This is a genomic window from Mesorhizobium sp. M2E.F.Ca.ET.209.01.1.1, from assembly GCF_004010375.2.
Taxonomy (GTDB): Bacteria; Pseudomonadota; Alphaproteobacteria; order Rhizobiales; family Rhizobiaceae; genus Mesorhizobium.
The window spans coordinates 57,959-80,118 of record NZ_SADP02000001.1; the positions used below are offsets into that span (position 1 = coordinate 57,959).

Sequence of the window (22,160 nt, forward strand, 5' to 3'; positions counted from 1 at the left end):
TCATGAACTGGTCGATCTCCTTCGAACCGCTCGTCTCCTGGCCGCTCTTCGGCCTGCTCTTCGTGCCGTTGCTTTTGCTGGCGCTGGTCGGCCTGTGGTTCCGCCAGCGCGGCTCGGCGCTGCGCTTCATCGCGCTGCTCGCCCTTGCCGCTGCACTGCTCAACCCGGTGTTCCTCGCCGAGGAGCGCGAGGCGCTGAAGAGCGTCGTTGCGCTCATCGTCGACCGCAGCCAGAGCCAGGATATCGGCGACCGCACCAGGCAGACCGACGAGGCGCTGGCCGGGATGCAGGAGCGTCTCGGCCGCTTCAAGCAATTCGATGTCCGCGTCGTCGAGGCCGGCAAGTCGGAAGCCGCCGACGAACGCACCGAAACCAAGCTGTTCAGCGCGTTGGAGGGCACCTTCCGCGACGTGCCGCCGTCGCGCATCGGCGGCGCCATCATGATCACCGACGGCGAGGTGCATGACGCACCCGACGGAGCGCCGGAATTCAACGCGCCGCTGCATGCGCTGATCACCGGCAGCGAGCATGAGAAGGACCGCCGCATCCGTTTCGAGAACGTGCCGCGCTTCACTCTTGTCGGCAAGCCGCTCGACATGACCTACCGCGTCATTTCGACGGAAGGCAACGGCGGCCCGGTGGATGTACGGGTCTCGGTCAATGGCGAGCAGGTCTCGGTCGAGCACGCGGCCGTCGGCCAACCGATGAAGCTCTCGGTCACCATTCCCAATGCCGGCCGCAACATCGTCCAGCTCGGCATCGACCGTGAGCCGGGCGAGCTGACGGACGCCAACAACCGGGCGATCGCCCTGGTCGACGGCATCCGCGAGAACCTGCGCGTGCTCTTGGTCTCCGGCGAGCCGCATGCCGGCGAGCGCACCTGGCGCAACCTTTTGAAGTCGGATGCGTCGGTCGATCTCGTCCACTTCACCATTCTGCGCCCGCCGGAAAAGCAGGACGGCACGCCGATCAATGAATTGTCGCTGATCGCTTTCCCGACGCGCGAGCTGTTCGTCGAGAAGATCAAGGATTTCGACCTGATCATCTTCGACCGCTACCAGCACCGCGACGTGCTGCCGATCCTCTATTACGACTACATCTCGGAATATGTCGAAAAGGGCGGCGCGCTGCTGATTGCCGCGGGTCCCGAATATGCCGGCGAGAACTCCATCGCCCGCACGCCGCTCAACGCCGCGCTGCCGGCCATGCCGACCGGCGAGGTGGTGGACAAGGCCTTTTATCCGCGCCTGACCGATCTCGGCCAGCGCCATCCGGTGACGCGTGGGGTCGACGGCTCGGCAAGCGAGCCGCCGCATTGGAGCCGCTGGTTCCGTACCATCGGCGTCAAGAATCCGGAAGGCGAAGTGGTGATGAAAGGCGCCGACGACCGGCCCCTGCTCCTGCTAGACCGCAAGGGCGAAGGCCGCGTCGGCATGCTCTTGTCGGACCAGGGATGGCTGTGGGCGCGCGGTTTCGAAGGCGGCGGCCCGCATGTCCAGCTCTATCGGCGCATCGCCCATTGGCTGATGAAGGAACCGGAACTGGAAGAAGAACGGCTGACCGCCGACGGCCGCGGCATGGTGCTGGAGATCCGCCGCCAGACGATGAGCGACGATCCGGGTCCCGCGCAGGTGATCACGCCGTCCGGCAAGACGGTGACGGTGAAGCTCGATAAAGCCGAGCCCGGCATCTTCACCGGCAGCCTGCGGACCAGCGAGATCGGCCTTTACCAGATCGGCAATGGCGACTTGACCGCGCTTGCCCATGTTGGCCCGATCAACGCGCCGGAGTTCTCCGACGTGATCTCGACCGAGGATCGGCTGAAGGCACCGGCCGAAGCGACCGGCGGCAGCGTGCGGCGGCTGGCCCCGTCATCCACGCTCGGCAATCTCGCCGGCGGCGTGACGCTGCCCTCGATCGTGCCGGTCCGCTCCTCGGCGGCGGCCTCGGGTGACGACTGGATCGGCCTGCGCACCACCGACGACAGCACGCTCAAGGCCGTGTCGCGCGTGCCCCTGTTCGGCGGCTTCCTCGGCCTCGGCCTCTTGCTGCTCGCAATCGGCTCGATGTGGTATCGCGAGGGGCGGTGAGTGTCCTTACCTCTCCCCCTGTGGGAGAGGTCGGATTGCCTCGATTTTTCCTTCACAAATCGGCTGGCAATCCGGGTGAGGGGTAAGCTTGGCGCCAAGCTGGAACACCCTCATCCGTCGCCTTCGGCGACACCTTCTCCCCCAGGGGGAGAAGGAAAAGCGCCCGCCCCTACTCTTCCGGCTCGACGGTGAACAGCAGCGGATAGCCCTTGGCCTTGCCGGCGTCGGTAGCCCGCGTCGCCTTGGTTTCGGCGACATCCTTGGTGAACACAGCAACCACGCAGACGCCGCGCGTATGCGCCGTGATCATCACACGATGCGCCTGGTCCTCGCTGAGCTTGAATTCGCCCTTGAGCACGGTCACCACGAACTCACGCGGCGTGAAATCGTCATTGATCAGGATAACCTTGTAGAGCTTCGGCCGCTCTGTTTTCGGCTGTGTCTTGGTGGGCGGTTTGAGGACTGTTTCAGGCATCGGCATCCGCCAGTTGGGAACCAAAGCAATTCCAGGAAGAGTGCTCGCGGTTTTCCGTCCGCAATTGCGCAGAGCTTTAACCCATTTGCCGCCGTGGTGGCGGGGCGAGCGCTCGGCCTTATGTGGGAGAGCGTTGGTTGCGGTTCAACGGCCCTGCCGGCGCATTGTTGTGCCGGACCTGCCCGAGCCGCCATCATCCGTGCGGGAACCGCGCTCCATGAATGCCGTGATCATCCAGGCGGCGAAGCCGACCAGGGTTATGCCGGTCAGCACGATCAGGACCCAGGACTGCGTCGGCGTGATGTAGTCGAAGCTTGAGGAGATCAGCGGAGCGAACAGCTCGGGCTCGGTCCTGCCGCTGGCGGGATCCGGCACGGGGCTTGCGGTAAAGATGATCAACGATCGCACGGCCGCGGTGACGATCAGGCCGCCGAGTGTCAGCGAACGCATCCGGGACGAAAACCGCTTCTTCATGCGGATTGTCCTACAGCACCGGCATTGCAATCAGGTTAAGGATCGGAACGGGCGCGGCGGAAGCTGCCGATGTCACACTTCGCCCGCCGGAAGACCGCTCCAGCCAAAACCGGCCGGAGCGGTCTTGAAAGATCAGGACTGAAAGCCTGGATTACGACTTCTTCGCCGGAGCCTTCTTGGCCTTCTTGACCGGGCACTTGTGCGTCTTGGTCACTTTGCAGGTCTTCTTGGCGGCAACCTTCTTCGGAGCAGCCTTCGCCGGAGCCATGGCGGCCGGAGCGGCCGTGGTCGTGGTGCTGGCAGCCGGGGCAGCGGTCGTCGTGGCGGCGGCATTGCCGAGAGCCGGCATCGCGAAAGCGAGAGCAACACCGAGGCCGAGGGCGGAGAGGATGGACTTCTTCATGGCTTCATTTTCCTTTTTCTTGCGGTCTAGGTGAGCGTCACTGAGCGGGATCGATCGGTGTCACTCCAAGCAGCTTCAAAGCGTTTGCGAGCATCCGGATACCCTGTGCCTGCTTCTTGTTGGCGCAGAACCGGTTTCCCTTTCTTTGCAGTGCTTTCGCCGCGGTGACCTGCGTTGCCGCGGCATGGGTTTCGAGGGCTTCGTCAACCTGACGGCTCAGATTGGTGCAGCGCTCGGTCCGGGTGAGCGGTGGCGCGACCTTTGCGGTTGAGGCGCCGGCCGCGGCGGTGATGAGCGATATGCTGAGCAAAGCACCCATCACGCTGATCCAGAACCTCTGCATTGGTCTCGTCCGTTACTCCGGAAACTTGCGTCGCAGCCGATGACCTGACCGCCACGGCACCGGTTATGACCTTGAAATTTTTCACCAGTTTTTCTCGACTGTAGAATTTTGTTTCTGGATTGTTTCTGGGGAACCAGCCGGGGCGCCGATCGCGACCTCTGGCCAAGATGTGGCCCGAATTCTATCGTGTGAGAGATCGCCGAAGGGACGCCGGGCTAACAGAATCATAGGTTTCGAGTGAAATCGGACGCACACATACTGATCGTCGACGACGACAAGGGCATACGCGACTTGCTGCAGGAGTTCTTCCAGAAGCGCGGGCTGCACACCACGGCGGCCGGCGACGGCACCGAGATGGAGGCGGTGCTGCGCCGCACGCCGGTAGACCTGATCGTTCTCGACGTGATGCTGCCCGGAAAGAGTGGACTTGAGCTTTGCCGCGAGATCCGTGCCAACTACACCACGCCGATCATCATGCTGACCGCGGTCACCGAGACGACCGACCGTGTTGTGGGTCTCGAAATGGGCGCCGACGACTATGTGCCCAAGCCCTTCGATCCGCGCGAGCTCCTGGCCCGCATCCGCGCCGTGCTCAGACGCAACGGCAGCGCCGAGCCGCGGCGCCCGGCCGCCAAGCAGATCTATCACTTTGCCGGCTGGACGATGGACTGCGCGCGGCGGCGCCTGACGGCGCCCGACGACGTCCGCGTGGAGCTGACCATGGCCGAGTTCAACCTGCTGCAGACCTTCGTCAAGAGCGCGCAGCGCGTGCTTACCCGCGAACAGCTGATCGAGCTTTCCGGCGGCGACACCGGCTACAGCTTCGACCGCAGCGTCGACATTCTGGTGAGCCGCCTGCGCCGCAAGATGGAAGACGATCCGAAAACGCCGAAACTGATCCTGACGGTGCGCAGCGGCGGCTATCAGTTCCTGCCCGAGACAACGTCCGAATGAGACGCTTCCTGCCGCAGACCCTGCCTGCCTGGGTGCTGCTCATCGTCATCGCCGGCCTCATGCTCAGCCAGGTGGCGACGCTTTACATCGTGGCGCGTGACCGCGCTGCGGCCAACAGTGTCGTCGATCTCTACCGGTTGAACGACCGCGCCTATTCGCTCGTGCAACTGATGCATGACGCCACGCCCGAAGAGCGCAAGGCGACCGCGTCGGGCCTGTTCAACTCGACCTATGCGCTGACGGTTTCGGACACGCCCGCCGTCACCTCCTCGATCGCCGGCGATGATCAACTGGCCGAGTTGGAGGACATCCTGGTCGGGCGCCTGTCGAAATTCGGCATCACCGACGCGCGCGTGCGGCGCGATCCGGCCACCCAGGAGGCCGACGTCCCGGACGGTCAGGCGGTGAACAAGGATGTCGGCCAGGTCGAGCGCGACCTTCTGGTCCTGGCCGCGGATTTCGCGCAGAGCGACAAGCTGACGGCATCGTTGCGCTTTTCCGACGGGCAGTGGTTGAATTTCACGGAACCGATCACGCCGGCCGGGCCGATTCTGAGCCTCGACAGCCTGCCGCTCTATTCGCTGATCGCCGGTTTGATCGTGATCATGTCGATCTGGTCGCTGCGCCGGCTGACCGCGCCTTATCGGATAATGGAAACCGCGGTGACGCGGATCGGCAACGACCTGAAAAGCCCGCCGATCTCAGAGAGCGGCAGTCGCGAGATCCGCGCCGCGGCAAAGGCGATCAACGCCATGCAGATGCGGCTGCGCGATTATGTCGAGGACCGCGAGCACCTTGCGGCGGCGCTGGCGCATGACCTGCGCACGCCGCTGACCCGCATGCGGCTCCGCCTCGAACTGTTGCGCAGGTCGCCCGCGCGAGATGCGCTTGCGCACGACCTCGCCGACATCGAAAGCATCGCCAGTTCCGTCATCGACTTCGCCAAATTCGAGGTGACCGAGGAAAAGGCCGAGCGGATCGATTTCTGGTCGCTGGTGGAATCGGTCGCGGACGCTTTCGAGGACGCATCCTTCGACGAGGATGCCACACCTTCGCGCGGCCTGATCTGCATCGCGCGGCCGGTGGCGCTGCGCCGCTGCATCACCAATCTCATCCAGAACGCGGTGATCTACGGCAAGAAAGCGCATCTCGGCGTGCGGCGAACAGGCGACACGATCACGCTCTCGATCCGAGACGAAGGCCCCGGCATCCCGCAAGCGAAGCTGGACGCGGTGTTCGGCTCCTTCGTGCGGCTGGAGGAATCGCGCAACCGCACAACCGGCGGCCTCGGCCTCGGCCTCACCATCGCCCGCAACATCGCCCGCGGCGCCGGTGGGGAGGTCGATCTTTCCAACCATCCGGGCGGCGGCTTGCTGACCGAACTGCGGCTGCCCGTGGCAGCTTGAGTCAGCAGGCGGCTTGCTGGTCCCAATTCCCCACTGGATCGGCCGGCTCTTCCTTGTGATAGTGCCGCCCCTCCCGGCGATGAGGAACCGCATCATGTTCTACGCTATCCTTGCCTATCACGTCGAAGACACTGTCCAGTCCTGGACGCCCGACGAGGATGCGGCGCTGATGAAGGACCTGCTCGAGGTCAACGACAGGCTGACCCGAGCGGGCAAGCTCGGCCCGGCTGCCAGGCTCGGCGCGACGGCTAAGGCCGTGACGCTGCGCGGCCCGGGCGACGGCATGGTGATCGACGGTCCCTTCGCCGAAACCAAGGAGCAACTGCTCGGCCTCTATGTCCTCGACTGCGCGAACCAGGACGAAGCGATCGCCGCCGCGCGCGATCTCAAGCGCGTCAACCCATCCGCCGTCTACGAGATCCGGCCGATCATGCTCTATCTGCCCGGCGCAACGCTGGCGGCTGGTTGAGATCTTTTCCCGCCGCCGCCCACTCGCGAGCGGTTCACTGGCGCGCGCGGTGCCTGATGATGCGGTGGCGAGCCGCGACATCGGCAGGAGCCTCATCGACCGGGTAGCCGAAATCCTTCAGTTCTGAAATCGACAGGCCGGCCAAAGCCCGGCGCTGCCTTGCATCCTGATATCGATGCTGGAGCCCAGCGAAGACCATCGCGATGTTGGTGGCAAGCGTGCCGGCAAAGCGGGTAGTGGGCTGGAAGGCTCTGATGCTGATATACGCCATTGCCATTCTCCTTCGTTCGACGAAGGCAATGTCCCATCGACGCGCTTGGCCAATGTTCATCCAGGCGTGAAAGCGCGGCAAAAACCGCGCTAAATCGGCGTTAAGTCGGCTGCAGGACGTGATATTCTGCCCAAGGCTGTTTCACGGGGGCTGGGGTGCATATCCGGTTGCTTGGCGGCATCGAGGTTGTCTCCGCAGGCGGGCAACCTCTGCACTTCGCGACGCGCAAGACGTCGCTGCTTTTTGCCGCCCTCGTTCTGGCCGGCCCCAAGGGCCTTCGCCGCGACAGGGCAGCCGCGATGCTGTGGGCGGGCAGTGGCGAGCAGCAGGCGCGAAACAGCTTGCGTCAGGCTCTTGTCGACATCAGACGGCTGTTTCCCTCCACGGGTGACGAGGCCATCCGCATCGAAGGCAATGCCGATACAATCTGGCTGGCCGCACCTGCCGACGAGGCTGACATCTGGATTTTCGACCGGGGGTGCCAGGCCGATGACGGCGCGAGCCTAGCGGCAGCGGCTGACCTCTACCGGAGCGAACTCCTCGACGGGCAGTCGTCCCCCGGCGAGATTGACGACTGGCTCGCGCCGCTTCGCTCGAACTATACTCGTAAGGCGCTGGATCTGGTCGAGCGGCTAAGCCTCTTGCCGGAGCTGGGTCCGCGCGAGGAAGAGGTCTGCAAAGCATTGGCCGAAAGATTAGTGGCGCTCGATCCATGTGCCGAGCAGGCTCATCGCGCCCTCATTCGCATCTTCCGCCGCCGCGGCAAGACCAACGATGCCTTCCGGCAGTTCCTGGCCTGCAAGGAAGCGCTAAAGCGCGAGCTCGACGTCGAACCCGAAGAGGCGACGCGGGCGCTGGTCGAACGGATCGAGGCGACCGCGGAGCTGGGGGAGCCCGCAGCCGATCGCGGGCCGCCTCAGGCCGAACTGTCTCTCCTCGAAGCCAAGGCGGCACGTCCTGCCGTCTCTGTGCCGGAAAAACCGTCGATCGCTGTCCTGCCGTTCCAGAACATGAGCGGCGACGCCGAGCAGGAATATTTCACCGACGGCGTAGTCGAGGAGATCACGACGGCGCTGTCGCATGTGAACTGGCTGTTCGTGATCGCGCGGAATTCCGCCTTCGCTTACAAGGGCCAGGCGGTCGAGGTCACGCGCGTGGCACGCGAACTCGGGGTACGCTACGTCCTGGAGGGTAGCGTCCGCAGGGCCGGAAGCCGGCTGCGCGTAGCAGGGCAGCTCGTCGAGGCAGCGGCCGGGGTGACTCTGTGGGCAGACCGGTTCGAAGGCGACGTCTCGGAGGTGTTTGAACTGCAAGACCTCGTCGCCTCCAGCGTTGTCGGCGCGATTTCGCCGAGGCTCGAACAGGCCGAGATGGCGCGCGCCAAGCGCAAGCCCACCGAAAGCCTCGACGCCTACGACCACTATCTGCGGGGCATGGCGAGCCTTTACCGCTGGACGAGGGAGGGGCTGGAGGAAGCGCTGCCGCAATTTTACAAGGCCGTCGAGCTCGACCCCGATTTTGCCGCAGCGGAGGGCGCTGCCGCCTGGTGCTATTTCTGGCGGATGGCGAATCGCTGGATGACTGATCGGCAGAAGGAGACCGCCGAGGTTTCCCGGCTGGTCGGCAACGTCGCGATCTCCGGCCAGGACGACGCAGTAGCGCTGGCCTTCGGCGGCCTGGCGTTGGGCTATGTTGTCGGCGACTACGAGGCCGCCTCGGCACTGGCCGACCGTGCGCTCGTGCTCAACCCGAACTGCGCTACCGCCTGGAGCGCGAGCGGCTACCTCAAGTCCTGCTACGACGATCCTGACATCGCTATCGAGCACCTGTCGCGGGCAAGACGGCTGAGCCCGCTCGATCCGCTGACCTTCTTCATGCAGACCTGCACCGCCTTCGCCCATTTCGTGGCCGGCCGCTACGACGTCGCGTGGCCACTCGCGGAGGCGGCATCGCGCACGCAGCCATATTATCTCACCGGCCTGCGAGTCGCGGCCGCCAGCAATGCCATGGCCGGCAGGCTGGATGCCGCGAGCAAGCATATCGCGCGCTCGCTGGCGCTCGACCCCGAACTGACGCTTGCCAACCTCACACACGTGGCGGGGCATATCAGGCCGGCCTATTTCGTCAAATATTTCGAGGCCCTGCGGTTGGCCGGCCTGCCCGAATGACAAGCCGTGGCCGTGTGCTTTCTAGGCCTGTGACATGGTCGCTTCGATTTCTCTTCCAACACGAAGCATCTCGCGCACCAGCAGGTCGAGATCGTCGCGGCGCGTGCGGTGATTGGCGATCGCCACCCTCAGGCAGTGCCGGCCGTGCACGGTGGTGTCGGACAGAGCAGCGATGCCCTCTTCCTGCAGTCTCAGCATGATCTCGGTGTTGAACGCCTTGAGGCTTTCCTGCGACGCGGCGTCCAGCCGATGGCGGAAGCTGACGATGTTGACGGTGGTCGGCGCCATCAGCTCGAGCGCCGGCTCCGCCTCGATCAGCCGGGTGAGGTAACGGGCCTGGGCGATGTTCTGGTCGATCAGCCGGCCGAACTTCTCGACGCCGTGCTGCTTCAGCGCCATCCAGATTTTGAGCGCGCGGAAGCCGCGTGAGGTCTGGAGGCCGTAATCGAACAGCCATTCTCCCGACGCGAGGCCGCGCGGCGCCGATTCCAGATATTCCGGTGTGACGGCAAAAGTGTTGCGGTGCTGGGATGCGTCCCGCACCAGCGCGCAGCCGGCCTCGAACGGCGCATGCAACAATTTGTGCGGATCGAGCGCGATCGAATCCGCCTGTTCGATGCCGGCAACGAGCGACCGGTTCTCGGGCGCAACAGCGATCAGCGCCCCGATGCAGCCGTCTACATGGAACCAAAGCTCTTCCCCGGCCGCGACTTCCGCCAGCGCCTGAAGATCATCGATCGCGCCTGTGTTGACGGTGCCGGCGGTGCCGATCACGCAGGCCGGCTTGAAGCCCGCCTCTCTATCTTCGGCGATTGCCGCCTTCAGCGCCGCGATATCGACGCGAAGGCCCGCATCGGTTGGTATCCGCCGCAGCGCCCGGTTGCCGAGACCAAGCGCCTCCATGCCCTTGCGGTGGCAGGAATGGACCTGGTCCGAAGCGTAATAGCGCAGCGGCTTGGGCATTGCGCCGACGCCACGCTCGCGCACGTCGACGCCCGCTTTGACGTTGCGCGCCACCGTCAGCCCGATGATGTTCGCCATCGAGCCGCCGCTGACCAGCGTCCCGCTCGCCGAGGCCGGAAAGCCCACCATCTCCTTCAGCCAGTTGACCACCTGGCTGTCCATCAGCCCGGCAGCATGGTTGCCGCCGCCGAGATTGGAGCCCTGGATCGCCGCCAGGAAATCGCCGAGCGCGCCGGTGAAGTTGCTGGATCCCATATACCAGGCCCAGAAGCGCGGATGGATGTTGCCCATCGGATAGGCCATGACGTTGCGGGCGACATCGTCATAGACCGCGCTCACCGGCGCCGGTGAGCGCGGTATCGGCGCATCAAAGAACGCGCGCACCTCGTCCGGCATCTCGCGCCAGACCGGACGCTCACGCACTTCCTTGAGATAGGCGATGGCGTCGTCGAGGATCCGGTGCGACAGAGTCCCCATACCGGCCCAGTCCGGTGGATCGAGCGTCTCGTCCGCGACCGCCGTCTCCTGAAAGCTGTCCATTCTTATCTCCCGCCGACATGTAGGTGATATGCAAACGGCGACGCCGCCGTTCGAACGGCGGCGTCGCGAAATCCATCTTCAGGCGTCGAACTGGCAGCTCGGCGTCGATCGCGAGAGCGCGGTTTCCTCGGCGTCCATATCGGCCTCGATGCCGTCGAAGAGCGGCGTCGACATGTAGCGTTCGCCGGTGTCGGGCAGCATGCACAGAATCACCGAGCCGGCCGGGGCCTTGCCGGCGATCTGGCGCGCCACGGCGAAAGTGGCGCCGCCGGAAATGCCGGTGAAGATGCCTTCCTGCTGCGCCAGCGCCTTCGCCCATTTGATGCCTTCGGGACCGGGGATCGGCACCACCTCGTCATAGTAGCGCTGGTCGATCGCCTCCTGCAGGACATTGGGGATGAAGTCCGGCGTCCAGCCCTGGATTGGGTGTGGCTCGAAAGCCGGATGGCTGGCGGCCGGAGCCCCACCGGCGCCGCGCTCCTGGGCCTTGCCGCTGCCGATCAGCTGCGCGTTCGCCGGCTCGGCAAGCACGATCTTCACCTCCGGCCGCTCGCGGCGCAGGACCCGGCCGACGCCGGTCACCGTGCCGCCGGTACCGTAGCCGGTGACAAGGACGTCGAGCCTCGAACCGGCGAAGTCATTGATGATCTCGCGGCCCGTGGTCGCCTCGTGGATGGCGGCGTTGGCCTCGGTCTCGAACTGGCGCGCCAGGAACCAGCCATTGGCCTCGGCAAGCTCGACCGCCTTCTTGTACATGCCAAAGCCCTTCTGGGCGCGCGGCGTCAGCACCACCTTGGCGCCCAGCATGCGCATCAGCTTGCGGCGCTCGATGGAGAAGCTGTCGGCCATCGTCACCACCAGCGGGTAGCCCTTCTGCGCGCAGACCATGGCAAGACCGATACCGGTGTTGCCGCTGGTCGCCTCGACCACGGTCTGGCCGGGCTTGAGCTTACCGCTGCGCTCGCCTTCCTCGATGATGTTGAGCGCCAGCCGGTCCTTCACCGAGGCCGCCGGGTTGAAGAACTCGGCCTTGACATAGATCGTCGCATGACCCGGACCGAGATTGTTGATGCGGATGACCGGCGTGTCGCCGACCGTGTCGAGAATGCTGTCGAACAGCCGGCCGCGGCCGGCCGTGGTCCTGATTTTCAATTGATGCAGCATGGGCTTTCTCCTCGAAATCTCACATGCCGGTTACAAACCGGCGGCTTGGGCGGCGCGGTTTCGACACCTTGCCGCGTTATTTGCATGTGACTTGCCGGCAAATCGGCAAAGGCCGCATCCGACTCGAAAATTCGCCGCCGGATGCGCCCTGTCGTGTTTGGTGATAGAACATGGACCAACTCGTCAGCGTGGGAGCGAGCGTGGAAACGGACGTGGAATCCGTTCGGCCGGCCCTGAAAGGCGATGCCGCCGGCCTGTCGATCCGGTTGCTCGGACCGCTCGCGATTATCCGCGACGACGTTCCGGTCGCGCTGCCCTCATCCCGCAAATTACGCGCGCTGCTCGCCTATCTGGCGCTGGCCCCCCACCCCGTCAGCCGCAGCCGGCTCTGCGAGCTTCTATGGGACGTCCCCAACGACCCGCGCGGCGAGCTGCGCTGGTGCCTGAGCAAGCTGCGTGCCGCGCTCGACGAACCGGGCCTGCACCGCATCGAAACCGAAGGCGACACTGTGGCGCTTCGCCTCGGCGATACGAGCGTCGATGCGATCGAGGCTGCTGCCGCGATAGCGGAAGGGATCGAGACGCTTGGCCTCGACCGCCTGCGGACGCTTGCGGAATTGTTCGCCGGCGACTTTCTCGACGGGCTGGAGGTCGATCGCAGCCCGCATTTCGGCAGCTGGCTGACGGCGCAGCGCCGCCGTTTCAGCGCATGCCATGTCGCGGTCCTGGAGCACATCATCGGCCTTCTCCCGCCCGGAGCCGATGAGGCCGGCGCCTGTATCGACAAATGGTTGGAGCTCGCGCCGTTCGACGGGCGCGCGCATGTGGCGCTGCTGGAAAATCTGGCCCACCGCGGGCAATTCGGCGCCGGCGAGGAGCACATTGCGACAGCAGCGGAGCTGTTTCGTTCGGAAGATCTGGATTTCACGCCGTTGCGCGAGGCCTGGCAGGAGATAAGAGCCCGCAACGCCAGGGCAACGCCAGGCACCAGATCCGAGCCTGCTTCCCCGTTCCCGGTATCGCCAGTCGCCGCGATCGAGCCCGAATCCGCGGCGACACGCCGAGCTTCGCTCGCCGTGATGCCTTTTGCGGAGAGCGCCGGCACCGGCGGCTTCCGTGGCGGGCTTGCCGACGGCCTCACGCATGACATCATCACGCGGCTTGCCAAGCTTCGCGATTTCTTCGTCATCGCCCGCGGCTCGGTCTTCGCGCTCGCCGAAAAGAACGTCGCGCCGGAAGACGCCGGGCGCAGGCTGAATGTCGATTATGTCGCGACAGGCTCGGCGCGGAGCCTGCCGGGCCGTTTCGTCGTGTCGGTCGAGCTTGTCGAGGTGCGCACGGCAAGGATCGTTTGGGCCGAGACGTTCGAGCACAAGCCCGACGACATCTTCATCGTCATCGAGGATATCGGCAACAGCATCGTTTCCTCCATCGCCGCGGAGATCGCGACGGTGGAGCGCAACCGCGCATTGCTGAAGGCGCCCAATTCGCTCAACGCCTGGGAGGCCTACCATCGCGGCCTCTGGCACATGTATCGCTTCACCCGCCAGGAAAACGAGCTGGCGCAGCATTTCTTCGGCGAGGCGCTGAAGCTCGATCCCACTTTCGCGCGCGCCTATGCCGGCATGTCCTTCACCCACTGGCAGAACGCGTTCCAACGCTGGGGCGACCGCGATCGCGAGACAGCGCTTGCCTTCGAAAGCGCCGGCCAGAGCCTGCTGGTGGACGATCGCAACCCCGCCGCCCACTGGGCAATGGGCCGAGCGCTGTGGCTGCGCGGCGAACAGGACGGCGCGCTGCTGGAACTGGCGAGCGCCGTCGACCTCAGCCCCAATTTCGCGCTTGGTCACTACGCGCTGTCCTTCGTCCATTCTCAGTCGGGCGACCCGCAATCGGCGATCGGCTCATCCGACCATTCGCGTCACCTCAGTCCCTTCGATCCGCTGCTGTTCGGCATGATGGGCGCACGCGCCATGGCCCACGCGCGGCTCGGCGAATTCGAAGCGGCGGCCGAATGGGCGCTGAAGGCGGCCGCGAGGCCAAACGCCCATGTCATCATCCTGGCGATCGCCGCGCATTGCCTGGCGCTGGCTGGCCGGCAGGACGAGGCGAGGACCTTCGCCGCCACGATCCGCAGCACCTTGCCGAACTATCGCGCCGACGATTTCATCGCCACCTTCCGCTTCGACCGGGACGGGGAAGCTCTGTTTCGCAACGGCGCCAAGCTGATCGGGCTGAATTAGGCCACTGCTAATGCACGAGCGGGCCGCTGGCCTTCCGCCAGGCGTCGATGCCGCCCTGGATGTGGCGGGCGCTGGAAATCCCGACGTCCTGCGCTGCTTGCACCGCCATCGCCGAACGCTCGCCGAAGGCGCAGTAGAACAGCAACTGCTTGGCTGTCGATTTGGCCAGCTCATGCAGCATGCCGCCGGCCATGATGTTCTCCTGCAGCCGCGCATAGGGCAGATGGATCGCGCCGGGAATGACGCCATGGCGCTCGCGTTCGGATTGCTCGCGCAGGTCGATCAGCGCCACGTCGGGCCGCCCGACCAGCGCCAGCGCCTGCTCGGCGCTGACCGCCCAGCCGCGGCTAGCGATGTCGTCCTGATGCAATCCGACGCGCATGTTGGCGGGCACGGCAACATCCATCATCTTCGGGTTGGACAGATTGAGATTGTTCATGATGTTCACATATTCGTCGACCGACTTCACCTGCAGGCGCGGATTGAAAGCCTTTTCCTCGCCGATCGTCGATACGGTCTCGCCCTTGTAGTCATGCGCCGGGAAGATCAGCGTCTCGTCGGGGAGCTTGAGCAGGCGGCCGAAGATCGATTCATATTGCTGGCGCGGATCGCCGTTCTGGAAATCGGTGCGGCCGGTGCCGCGGATGAGCAGCGTATCGCCGGTGAAGACCCGGTCGGGCAGGACGAAGCTATAGGAATCGTCGGTGTGGCCGGGCGTGTAGATGACGTCGAGCGCCAGCCCTTCGATACCGAGCTTGTCGCCGTCGGCAAGCCGCATCGACACCACGTCGGCCTTGGTCTGCTCGCCCATCACGGTCACGCAATGCGTCCTGTCGCGCAGCGCGCCGAGGCCGGTGATATGGTCGGCGTGGAGATGCGTGTCCACCGCCTTGACCAGCCTCAAATCCAGCTCATTGACCAGTTGCAGATAGCGATCCACCTTCTCCAGCACCGGATCGATGATCAGCGCCTCGCCGCCGCGCCGGCTGGCGAGCAGATAGGAGTAGGTGCCCGAGACGGAATCGAAGAGCTGGCGGAAGATCATCGTCGCGTACCCCGCTGCATTTTCACCGCCGGGCATCGCCCTCGCGGCCGTAGCAATATTCTACTGCATATGCTCCTGGAATCAGAATGGATCTCGAAAAATATATATGCCGGTAGACGGCCTTCCCCGCAGCTGCGGGATATCAGCGCTCGAATGCGGTACGGGCTGGTCGATCAGAACCCTAAAAAGCCTTGCTGAGGCGAGCCAGGCCTCGGACAGTGAAGGCGTTGTCGGTCCCGTAACCGGCCTCGAAGCCGGCATTGAGCGTCAGGCCCGCGCCCACCTCCGCCGCGACGTCCGCGCCGGCAAAGCCGCGCAAGACAAAATTTCTGCCGCTCGCGGGAAAAGAGATGTCCTGGCCGAGCAACGTTGCCGAAACGTCATCGCTGTTTCGCGCGATCGCGTCGGCCCCGGCGCGAAGCGTGGTTTGCCAAGCCTGCGTTGGCGTGCTGACAGGTGTCAAAGCCAGCGCGAGCTGACCACGCGCCTCGAAGACGTTGACGTCACGCCGCGAGACCGCAAGATCGCCGTCCGAGCCGGTCTCGGCGTAGTCGTCGAAGAACAGCCCGGCGTAACGCAGCCGCACGCTGGGTATCAGTGTACCGGCCGTCACCGGCAGCCGCACGCCGAGCGTGACCGACGGGCTGAGGAAGACGCCGTTGAAATCGGCCCGCGCCGTCTCGATGCCGCCGAGCACAAGATTGTTCGCGACATGGCGGCGGCTGCGCTCCTGCAGCACGCCGGCGACGAATGCCGCCTCGGCGAAATGCGCACCTGCGTCGTAGCCGAGATAGCCACCCGCAAACGCGCCGCGATGGACGATCTCCTGCGCGTCATCGTCGACCTCGGTCGATGCGGCGGCGCCGCCGAGGAACAAGCCACCGAGGAAGCCGTCGCCCGAGCGCCTTTCAGCGCCGGCGACCACGCCGCCCAGCGCCTCGCTGAACCCGGCCGATGCGCCGGAGCTCCCGTCGGAGCGTAGCCCGCCGAATGTCGCGATCCAGGCGTCTGGACCTTTATGCGGCGCAGGCAAATCGTCGCTTGGAGCGGGCATGCGCGCCTCGACTGCGCCGGCTATGCCGTCGACAAGGTCCTCGAGCAGCGGCGCGATGCTCGCAAACCCGCTGATGTCGACCACCGCCACGCTGTCGCCGCTCGTCACGAACGGCCTGCCGTCTGTGAGGATAGTTTGCGGCAGGCCGCTCCCCGAAAAACTCATGACGGCATTCAACCCCGGGCCGAAGGTGACCATGTTGCCGCCGCCGGAAAAGACGATCGGCCCCTGGATGGCCGTCCCGCCCAGAAGATTCAGCACCGCGCCGGGCGCGCCGAAATAGATCGCCACGCTCTGGTCGCTGAAGACGCGGCCGGAATTGGTGATGACGGAGTTGCCGCCCTGGGCCGCAATGCCAACGCCGCCCAGACCCTCTACGATCACCGAACCGGAATTGGTGATCGTGGCGTTGCCGAACAGCGTAGTGATACCCGTCGAAGCTGTCCCGAAGACATCGACCGTGCCGCTGTTGGCGATCGCGATGTCATTGCCGCTGGCGCCGATGCCGACTGAAGCCAGGCCCGACACAACGATCGACCCGGAATTGTCGAGTCGCAGCCCATCGCTCTGCCAGAGAATCCCGCCGGCAGCGGTCCCATAGGCCTCGATGGATCCGCTGTTGTCCACCGTCAGGTCCGGCCCATCGCCGATTATGCCTGCGGCAGCCGTGCCGGAAACGCCGATAAAGCCGCGGTTGTCCACATGCCCGCCCGGGGCATCGCTGATGATGCCGTATGTGGCGATGCCAAGCGTTTCTATCGAGCCGCTGTTCACGATACGCGCATTGCCGCCCTCCGACAGGACGCCGATTGAGCCATCGCCTATCGCCAGGATCGCTCCATTGTTGAGGATGGTCGCGTCGGGCCCTTGCGAATGCACATTGGCGGCGCCGCCGCCCAATGTTGCGATCAGTCCGTAGTTGGTCAGCCGCTGACCCGAATTGAACATCCGCACGGCATCGACGCCGGCGCCGAATGTTTCGATCGCTCCGTTTGCCTGCACGATGCCGGTGTCGCCGGCATCATTCATCGTCTGCTGGCCGGCGATGACGCCATTGCCGATGACAAAATCTTGGGCGAACGCCGCGCCGCTTCCAAGCGAGACGCCGGCGACAATCGACAGCGCTATCGCGCCTGGAACCCCTGCGCGCGACGTCGGCATCACCCCTCTGGCACATGGCCACGCAACAGCTGGATTCTGCGCCCGAAGGAAGCGAAAGACAAGCCGCGGGCAGCGCGCGGACCGGAGATCCGGCGTGCCCGCGAAAAGAAGCCTATCGCCTCAACACGGCGCTGAGCACATCCCGGATGCCGATCGCGCCGACAAAACGCGAGCCTTCGTCGAACAGCGCCACCGGCGCCGTCTGCGAGCGGTGCATGGCGAGCATCACCGTTTTCAGCGGTGTGCCGGGATTGGCCCAGAACACCTGGGCCCCCTCCTCCGGCTGGCGCTCGACATCGGCACAGGACACCCACACCGCCGGTTTGCCGTCGCGTTCGGCCGCAGCCACCAGGCCATGCTCGTCGATCTTGAAGCGCGTTGTCTTGCGCCGGTCGAGCCACACCCAGCCATTCTCGCCCTGCTCCAGGTCGCGGCGGTCGCGCATCACGTTCCACGCCGTCAGCACCGACAGCGGATTCACATTGGCGATGAAGTCGCGGACATAATCATTGGCGGGTCTGAGAACGATGTCTTCCGGCGCGCCGGTCTGCACGATGCGGCCGCCTTCCATGATCGTGATGTGGCTGCCGATCTTCAACGCCTCCTCGAGGTCGTGGCTGACAAAGATGATGGTCTTCTTGAGCTCGGCCTGGAGCTGTAGCAATTCGTCCTGCAGCTTGGTGCGGATCAGCGGGTCGAGCGCCGAGAACGGCTCGTCCATCAAGAGGATCGGCGCCTCGGTGGCGAAGGCGCGCGCTAGGCCGACGCGCTGCTGCATGCCGCCCGAAAGCTCATGCGCGTATTTCTTCGACCACTGATCGAGATGGACGAGCTGCAGTTGCTTCTGCACCCGCGCCTTGCGCTCGGCTTCCGGCACGCCGGCAAGCTCGAGGCCGAAGCCGACATTTTCCTCGACGGTGCGCCAGGGCAGCAGCCCGAACTGCTGGAACACCATGGCCACCTGCTTCTGCCGCAGCCGCCGCAAGGTCGCCTCGTCGCAGGTGACGACATCGACGGTGCGGTCGCCGTCCCTGACCAGCACCTGGCCGCGCGACACGACGTTCAGCCGGTTGACGGCCCGAAGCAGCGTCGACTTGCCGGAGCCGGACAGGCCCATCAGCACCGAGATCTCGCCTTCATGCACGGTGAGGCTGGCGCCGGCGCAACCCAGCACATTGCCGGTCTTTTCCAGAATCTCGGCCCGGGTGGCGCCCTGGTCGATCAGCGCCAGCGAACCGGCCTGATCGGCGCCGAAGACGATGTCTACGTTCTTGAAATCAACCGCGACGGTCATTTCTTGCCTCCAACGCCGATGCGGGTCATGCGGTCGAGCACGATGGCTAAAACGACGATCGCGAGGCCCGCCTCAAGCCCGAGATCGATGCGGCGCGAGCCGAGCGCGCGGTTGATTTCCGTGCCGAGGCCGCCGGCGCCGATCAGGGCGGCGAACACCACCATCGACAGCGACAGCATGATCGACTGCGTCAGGCCCGCCATGATGGTCGGCAGCGCCGATGGCAGCTCCACCTTCCACAGAAGCTGGCGCTTGGTGGCGCCGAACGCTTCGCCCGCTTCGATGATCGCCTTGGGGACCGAGACCACGCCGAGATGGGTGAGCCTGACTGCCGTCGGGATGACGAAGATGATCGTGACGATGAGACCGGGCGCGTTGCCGAGCCCGAACAGGGTGAGCACCGGGATCAGGTAGACGAAGGTCGGCAGCGTCTGCATCAGGTCGAGCACCGGCAGCATGAAGCGGTAGACCTTCGGCTTGTGCGCGGCCCAGATGCCGAGCGGCACGCCGATCGCCATCGCCATGGCCGCGGCAGCGACAACCAGCACCAGCGTCTGCACCGTCTGCTTCCACAGGTTCTGGTTGATGATGAAGATCAGACCGAGGAAGACACCGATGGCGAGCGGCCGCGACCGCTGCAGCAGCCAGGCGACGATCGCGATGACCAGCGCCAGAAGCACCGGCGGCACCATCAGCAGGAGATTCACCGCCCCGTCGAGGATGAAATTCAGCCCGTTTGAAAACGCCCGGAAGATCGTGTCGAAATTGTCGGTCAGGAAGCCGAAGAACGCCTTGCCCCACGGCCCGATGGGGATTTTGTAGTCGGTCAGGAATTTCGAAATCGGATCCATCTTTCCCCTCTCGGCTGCGCCGCACTTGCCGTACGGTCACCTTCTCATAAGATAACGCATGTACCCAAAAGTATGCGGCGGGTTTGGGAAAATGACATGCGTAAAAACAGAGACTTAAAGCGCAACGCGCTTTAAGAAAAAGGGCAGCCTTTTCTACTGGCTGCCCTCTTCCGGATGATCATTCCGAACCCAAAGCCGGCTCAGCTCCCGAGCGCGGTCTTGACGGCGGCAGCCGCGTCGCCGCCATCAAAGGTGGTGACGCCGGCAATCCACGGCGCAACGGCGTCGGGATGCTTCTTCAGCCAGTCTTTCGCCACCGTCTGGGCATCGCCGCCCTTCAGGATCGCGTCCATCATCTCGCCTTCCATGTCGAGATTGAACTTCAGGTTGGCGATGAACTTGCCGGCGTTCGGGCATTCGGTGGTGTAGCCCTTGCGCACGTTGGTGTAGACGGTGGCGGCGCCGAAGCCGCTGTCGCCCATGCCGTCGAGATAGGTGATCTTCATGGCGCCCATCACCGGATGCGGCGTCCAGCCGAGGAAGGCGATCCACTCATTGTTCTTCATCGACTGCTCGGCCTGCGTCAGCATGCCGGCTTCCGACGACTCGACCAGTTCGAAGCCCTCGAGATTGTCCTTCGGGTTCTTGATCATGTCGAGGATGATGCGGTTGCCGTCATTGCCGGCCTCGATGCCGTAGATCTTGCCGCTGAACTTGTCCTTGAACTTGCCGAGATCGGTCAGCGTCTTGACGCCGGCATCCGCGACATAGGTCGGCACGACGATGCCGTAGCCGGCGCCGGTCAGGTTGGTGCTGATCGTCTCGACCGAGCCGTCGGCGGTGTAGTCCTTGATGTCGTTGGTCATCGACGGCATCCAGTTGCCGAGGAAGACGTCGAGGTCCTTGTTCTTCAGCGAAGCCATGGTCACCGGCACCGAAAGCTGGATCGTCTGCGGCTCGTAGCCGAGGGCGGTGAGCAGCACCGAGGCCAGCCCCGTCGTGGCCTGGATGTCGGTCCAGCCGACATCGGACAGGCGAACCGCCTTGCAGCTCGCCGGATCGCCGGCATAAGCGGCCGTCGTGGTCAGAAGCGCCGCAAGGCCGACGCCTGCGACGATAGATTTCATACGCGACATGAACTTTCTCCCATTGCAATTTCTTTGGCGATGCGAAGTCACGGTTCTTGCGCCCGCCTTGTTTCGTCAGCCAAACACCATTTTGAAGTTGTTTCAAGCGGTTCAACGTCGCGATGAACGGCGCGCACTGGCCAGTAAACGACATGACGGGTTTTTGAACGACATCGGATTTTAGACTGCAGGGAGGTTTTTGGTGGACGGAGCCTCGGCCCCCCTCCCCGAGCGCCGACATGTGAGCTTAGAAGGATGGCATGGCCAAGCTCTACTTCAACTACGCGACGATGAACGCCGGCAAGACGACGATGCTCTTGCAGGCGTCCTACAATTATCGCGAACGCGGCATGTCGACGATGCTATTCGTCGCCGGCCACTATCGCAAGGGCGACAGCGGGCTGATCTCGTCGCGCATCGGTCTCGAATCCGAGGCCGAGATGTTCCGCGACGGCGACGACCTTTTCGCCAGGGTCGCCGAGCATCACGAACATACGACCGTGCATTGCGTGTTCGTCGACGAGGCTCAGTTCCTCGAGGAGGAGCAGGTCTGGCAGCTCGCGCGCATCGCCGATCGGCTGAACATCCCGGTCATGTGCTACGGTCTGCGCACCGATTTCCAGGGCAAGCTGTTTTCCGGCTCGCGCGCGCTGCTCGCCATCGCCGACGACCTGCGCGAGGTGCGTACCATCTGCCGCTGCGGCCGCAAGGCCACGATGGTGGTCAGGCTCGGCTCCGACGGCAAGGTGGCCAAGCAGGGCCAGCAGGTCGCTATCGGCAAGGACGTCTATGTCTCGCTCTGCCGCCGCCATTGGGAGGAGGAGATGGGCAGGGCTGCCCCCGACGATTTCATTGGCTTCACCAACAGCTGAGCCTGATGGTTCCCGGTTATCGGGTGGCCGGCTGCCAGCCGCTTGCAATTGCCAGGCTTTATGCGGCCTTTGTTAAGGCCTGCCAGCTATTTCAGACCTCAGCCAAGAGCCGTCGGGAGAATCCGCCATGCTTCGAGCCATTTCGTCCGCCACGCTTTTCCTGCTTGCCAGCGGCCTTGCCGCGCATGCCGGCGGCGATGCAGCGCTGGGCAAGAAGGTCTTCAATCGTTGCATCGCCTGCCACGAGGCGGAGACGGATCGCGACAAGGTCGGTCCGCATCTGCTGGGTGTCGTCGGCCGCAAGGCCGGCTCGGCGGAGAGCTTTGCCGGCCATTATTCGCAAGCCATGAAGGATGCCGGCGCCGCGGGCCTCGTCTGGGACGAAGCCAATCTCACCGAATATCTCAAGGCGCCCAGGCAGAAGGTTCCCGGCAACAGGATGGCCTTCACCGGCCTGACCAGCGATGACGACATCGCCAATGTGATTGCCTATCTCAAGGCAGATCCGAAGCCCTGATCGGCGCGGAAGAAACCGGCATCCCCCAACCGTCGCGCGAAAGGCTGGCCGCTGAACCATTGATTTCGTCATCGCCCGCCGCAACAGATTTGCCGGCGCTGTTTCATCACCTTGGCTGTTCGCAAAAACAAGAGCTTAAGGCATATCAGCTAAAGCTGTTTAAACCCGGCGCGCGTTACTGGGCGCCTTACGCATGCTTGCCTGGTCTTTCAAGGACCTGACCGGGTCTTTTGTTTTGACGTCTCTCCTTGTCTTCCTTCTTTCAATCCCTTGAAG

Annotated in this window: 20 protein-coding genes; 8 read left to right on the forward strand and 12 right to left on the reverse strand. The window is 64.5% G+C overall.

Annotated features, from left to right (window positions below; all coding sequences use genetic code 11):
* The first annotated feature begins 2 nt into the window (after positions 1 to 2).
* On the forward strand, positions 3 to 2,090 hold the full coding sequence (locus EN852_RS00330; RefSeq protein ID WP_127874469.1) for a hypothetical protein: 2,088 nt from the start codon (positions 3 to 5) through the stop codon (positions 2,088 to 2,090).
* Between the two features lie 169 nt (positions 2,091 to 2,259).
* Here the strand turns inward: EN852_RS00330 and clpS are convergent, their stop codons facing one another.
* The 4 genes from clpS to EN852_RS00350 form a co-directional block, all read right to left on the reverse strand.
* Positions 2,260 to 2,565, reverse strand: a complete 306-nt coding sequence (gene clpS / locus EN852_RS00335; protein WP_127874470.1) for an ATP-dependent Clp protease adapter ClpS — start codon at positions 2,563 to 2,565, stop codon at positions 2,260 to 2,262.
* A gap of 144 nt (positions 2,566 to 2,709) precedes the next feature.
* Positions 2,710 to 3,039 carry a hypothetical protein gene (locus EN852_RS00340; RefSeq protein WP_127874471.1) on the reverse strand — a complete coding sequence of 110 codons (330 nt, stop codon included), beginning with the start codon at positions 3,037 to 3,039 and terminating at the stop codon, positions 2,710 to 2,712.
* A gap of 151 nt (positions 3,040 to 3,190) precedes the next feature.
* A complete protein-coding gene (locus tag EN852_RS00345; protein WP_127874472.1) occupies positions 3,191 to 3,442 on the reverse strand; it encodes a hypothetical protein in 252 nt (83 codons plus the stop codon).
* 37 nt (positions 3,443 to 3,479) lie between these two features.
* A complete protein-coding gene (locus EN852_RS00350) occupies positions 3,480 to 3,785 on the reverse strand; it encodes a hypothetical protein (RefSeq protein ID WP_127864486.1) in 306 nt (101 codons plus the stop codon).
* A 237-nt stretch (positions 3,786 to 4,022) separates the two neighbouring features.
* Between EN852_RS00350 and EN852_RS00355 the strand changes: the two genes are divergently transcribed.
* The 3 genes from EN852_RS00355 (at position 4,023) to EN852_RS00365 (ending at position 6,614) form a co-directional block, all read left to right on the forward strand.
* Positions 4,023 to 4,739 carry a response regulator transcription factor gene (locus tag EN852_RS00355; protein ID WP_127874473.1) on the forward strand — a complete coding sequence of 239 codons (717 nt, stop codon included), beginning with the start codon at positions 4,023 to 4,025 and terminating at the stop codon, positions 4,737 to 4,739.
* On the forward strand, positions 4,736 to 6,145 hold the full coding sequence (locus tag EN852_RS00360) for an ATP-binding protein (RefSeq protein WP_127874474.1): 1,410 nt from the start codon (positions 4,736 to 4,738) through the stop codon (positions 6,143 to 6,145). Before EN852_RS00355 ends, EN852_RS00360 begins: the two co-directional genes overlap by 4 nt.
* A 94-nt stretch (positions 6,146 to 6,239) precedes the next feature.
* Positions 6,240 to 6,614 (forward strand): YciI family protein, encoded by a 375-nt coding sequence (locus EN852_RS00365; protein ID WP_127864483.1) that lies wholly within the window; start codon positions 6,240 to 6,242, stop codon positions 6,612 to 6,614.
* 34 nt (positions 6,615 to 6,648) lie between these two features.
* Here the strand turns inward: EN852_RS00365 and EN852_RS00370 are convergent, their stop codons facing one another.
* A complete protein-coding gene (locus tag EN852_RS00370) occupies positions 6,649 to 6,885 on the reverse strand; it encodes a hypothetical protein (RefSeq protein ID WP_127874475.1) in 237 nt (78 codons plus the stop codon).
* A gap of 155 nt (positions 6,886 to 7,040) precedes the next feature.
* On the opposite strand from EN852_RS00370, the gene EN852_RS00375 reads away from it, so the two are divergent.
* Complete coding sequence (locus tag EN852_RS00375) at positions 7,041 to 9,053, forward strand: BTAD domain-containing putative transcriptional regulator (protein WP_127874476.1); 2,013 nt, start codon at positions 7,041 to 7,043, stop codon at positions 9,051 to 9,053.
* A 21-nt stretch (positions 9,054 to 9,074) separates the two neighbouring features.
* Here EN852_RS00375 and EN852_RS00380 read toward each other — a convergent pair whose 3' ends face one another.
* Both EN852_RS00380 and EN852_RS00385 read right to left on the reverse strand, forming a co-directional pair.
* Entirely contained in the window at positions 9,075 to 10,556 is a 1,482-nt protein-coding gene (locus tag EN852_RS00380) for an aspartate aminotransferase family protein (protein WP_127874477.1), read from the reverse strand.
* Between the two features lie 78 nt (positions 10,557 to 10,634).
* Entirely contained in the window at positions 10,635 to 11,720 is a 1,086-nt protein-coding gene (locus EN852_RS00385) for a pyridoxal-phosphate dependent enzyme (RefSeq protein ID WP_127874478.1), read from the reverse strand.
* A 170-nt stretch (positions 11,721 to 11,890) separates the two neighbouring features.
* On the opposite strand from EN852_RS00385, the gene EN852_RS00390 reads away from it, so the two are divergent.
* Positions 11,891 to 13,963 (forward strand): transcriptional regulator, encoded by a 2,073-nt coding sequence (locus tag EN852_RS00390; RefSeq protein ID WP_246694128.1) that lies wholly within the window; start codon positions 11,891 to 11,893, stop codon positions 13,961 to 13,963.
* A gap of 7 nt (positions 13,964 to 13,970) precedes the next feature.
* Here EN852_RS00390 and EN852_RS00395 read toward each other — a convergent pair whose 3' ends face one another.
* The 5 genes from EN852_RS00395 to EN852_RS00415 form a co-directional block, all read right to left on the reverse strand.
* On the reverse strand, positions 13,971 to 15,008 hold the full coding sequence (locus EN852_RS00395; RefSeq protein WP_127874918.1) for an MBL fold metallo-hydrolase: 1,038 nt from the start codon (positions 15,006 to 15,008) through the stop codon (positions 13,971 to 13,973).
* A 181-nt stretch (positions 15,009 to 15,189) separates the two neighbouring features.
* Positions 15,190 to 17,223: an autotransporter outer membrane beta-barrel domain-containing protein gene (locus tag EN852_RS00400; protein ID WP_127874479.1), complete on the reverse strand. Its 2,034-nt coding sequence runs from the start codon at positions 17,221 to 17,223 to the stop codon at positions 15,190 to 15,192.
* 112 nt (positions 17,224 to 17,335) lie between these two features.
* Positions 17,336 to 18,517, reverse strand: a complete 1,182-nt coding sequence (gene choV, locus EN852_RS00405; RefSeq protein ID WP_127874480.1) for a choline ABC transporter ATP-binding protein — start codon at positions 18,515 to 18,517, stop codon at positions 17,336 to 17,338.
* Entirely contained in the window at positions 18,514 to 19,368 is an 855-nt protein-coding gene (choW, locus tag EN852_RS00410) for a choline ABC transporter permease subunit (RefSeq protein ID WP_127864475.1), read from the reverse strand. The genes choV and choW overlap by 4 nt, the downstream gene beginning before the upstream one ends.
* A gap of 200 nt (positions 19,369 to 19,568) precedes the next feature.
* Positions 19,569 to 20,504, reverse strand: coding sequence for a choline ABC transporter substrate-binding protein (locus EN852_RS00415; RefSeq protein WP_127864474.1), 936 nt, complete (start codon positions 20,502 to 20,504; stop codon positions 19,569 to 19,571).
* A 251-nt stretch (positions 20,505 to 20,755) separates the two neighbouring features.
* On the opposite strand from EN852_RS00415, the gene EN852_RS00420 reads away from it, so the two are divergent.
* Positions 20,756 to 21,367: a thymidine kinase gene (locus EN852_RS00420; RefSeq protein WP_127874481.1), complete on the forward strand. Its 612-nt coding sequence runs from the start codon at positions 20,756 to 20,758 to the stop codon at positions 21,365 to 21,367.
* Positions 21,368 to 21,494: 127 nt separating this feature from the next.
* Positions 21,495 to 21,884, forward strand: a complete 390-nt coding sequence (locus tag EN852_RS00425) for a cytochrome c family protein (protein WP_127874482.1) — start codon at positions 21,495 to 21,497, stop codon at positions 21,882 to 21,884.
* Positions 21,885 to 22,160 lie beyond the last annotated feature (276 nt).

Bases quoted from the DNA above. Each gene is read 5' to 3' on its own strand.
- EN852_RS00330 (WP_127874469.1), top strand. From the start codon at position 3: ATGAACTGGTCGATCTCCTTCGAACCGCTCGTCTCCTGGCCGCTCTTC.
- clpS (WP_127874470.1), bottom strand. From the start codon at position 2,565: ATGCCTGAAACAGTCCTCAAACCGCCCACCAAGACACAGCCGAAAACA.
- EN852_RS00340 (WP_127874471.1), bottom strand. From the start codon at position 3,039: ATGAAGAAGCGGTTTTCGTCCCGGATGCGTTCGCTGACACTCGGCGGC.
- EN852_RS00345 (WP_127874472.1), bottom strand. From the start codon at position 3,442: ATGAAGAAGTCCATCCTCTCCGCCCTCGGCCTCGGTGTTGCTCTCGCT.
- EN852_RS00350 (WP_127864486.1), bottom strand. From the start codon at position 3,785: ATGCAGAGGTTCTGGATCAGCGTGATGGGTGCTTTGCTCAGCATATCG.
- EN852_RS00360 (WP_127874474.1), top strand. From the start codon at position 4,736: ATGAGACGCTTCCTGCCGCAGACCCTGCCTGCCTGGGTGCTGCTCATC.
- EN852_RS00365 (WP_127864483.1), top strand. From the start codon at position 6,240: ATGTTCTACGCTATCCTTGCCTATCACGTCGAAGACACTGTCCAGTCC.
- EN852_RS00370 (WP_127874475.1), bottom strand. From the start codon at position 6,885: ATGGCGTATATCAGCATCAGAGCCTTCCAGCCCACTACCCGCTTTGCC.
- EN852_RS00380 (WP_127874477.1), bottom strand. From the start codon at position 10,556: ATGGACAGCTTTCAGGAGACGGCGGTCGCGGACGAGACGCTCGATCCA.
- EN852_RS00385 (WP_127874478.1), bottom strand. From the start codon at position 11,720: ATGCTGCATCAATTGAAAATCAGGACCACGGCCGGCCGCGGCCGGCTG.
- EN852_RS00390 (WP_246694128.1), top strand. From the start codon at position 11,891: ATGGACCAACTCGTCAGCGTGGGAGCGAGCGTGGAAACGGACGTGGAA.
- EN852_RS00395 (WP_127874918.1), bottom strand. From the start codon at position 15,008: ATGATCTTCCGCCAGCTCTTCGATTCCGTCTCGGGCACCTACTCCTAT.
- EN852_RS00400 (WP_127874479.1), bottom strand. From the start codon at position 17,223: ATGCCGACGTCGCGCGCAGGGGTTCCAGGCGCGATAGCGCTGTCGATT.
- choV (WP_127874480.1), bottom strand. From the start codon at position 18,517: ATGACCGTCGCGGTTGATTTCAAGAACGTAGACATCGTCTTCGGCGCC.
- choW (WP_127864475.1), bottom strand. From the start codon at position 19,368: ATGGATCCGATTTCGAAATTCCTGACCGACTACAAAATCCCCATCGGG.
- EN852_RS00415 (WP_127864474.1), bottom strand. From the start codon at position 20,504: ATGTCGCGTATGAAATCTATCGTCGCAGGCGTCGGCCTTGCGGCGCTT.
- EN852_RS00420 (WP_127874481.1), top strand. From the start codon at position 20,756: ATGGCCAAGCTCTACTTCAACTACGCGACGATGAACGCCGGCAAGACG.
- EN852_RS00425 (WP_127874482.1), top strand. From the start codon at position 21,495: ATGCTTCGAGCCATTTCGTCCGCCACGCTTTTCCTGCTTGCCAGCGGC.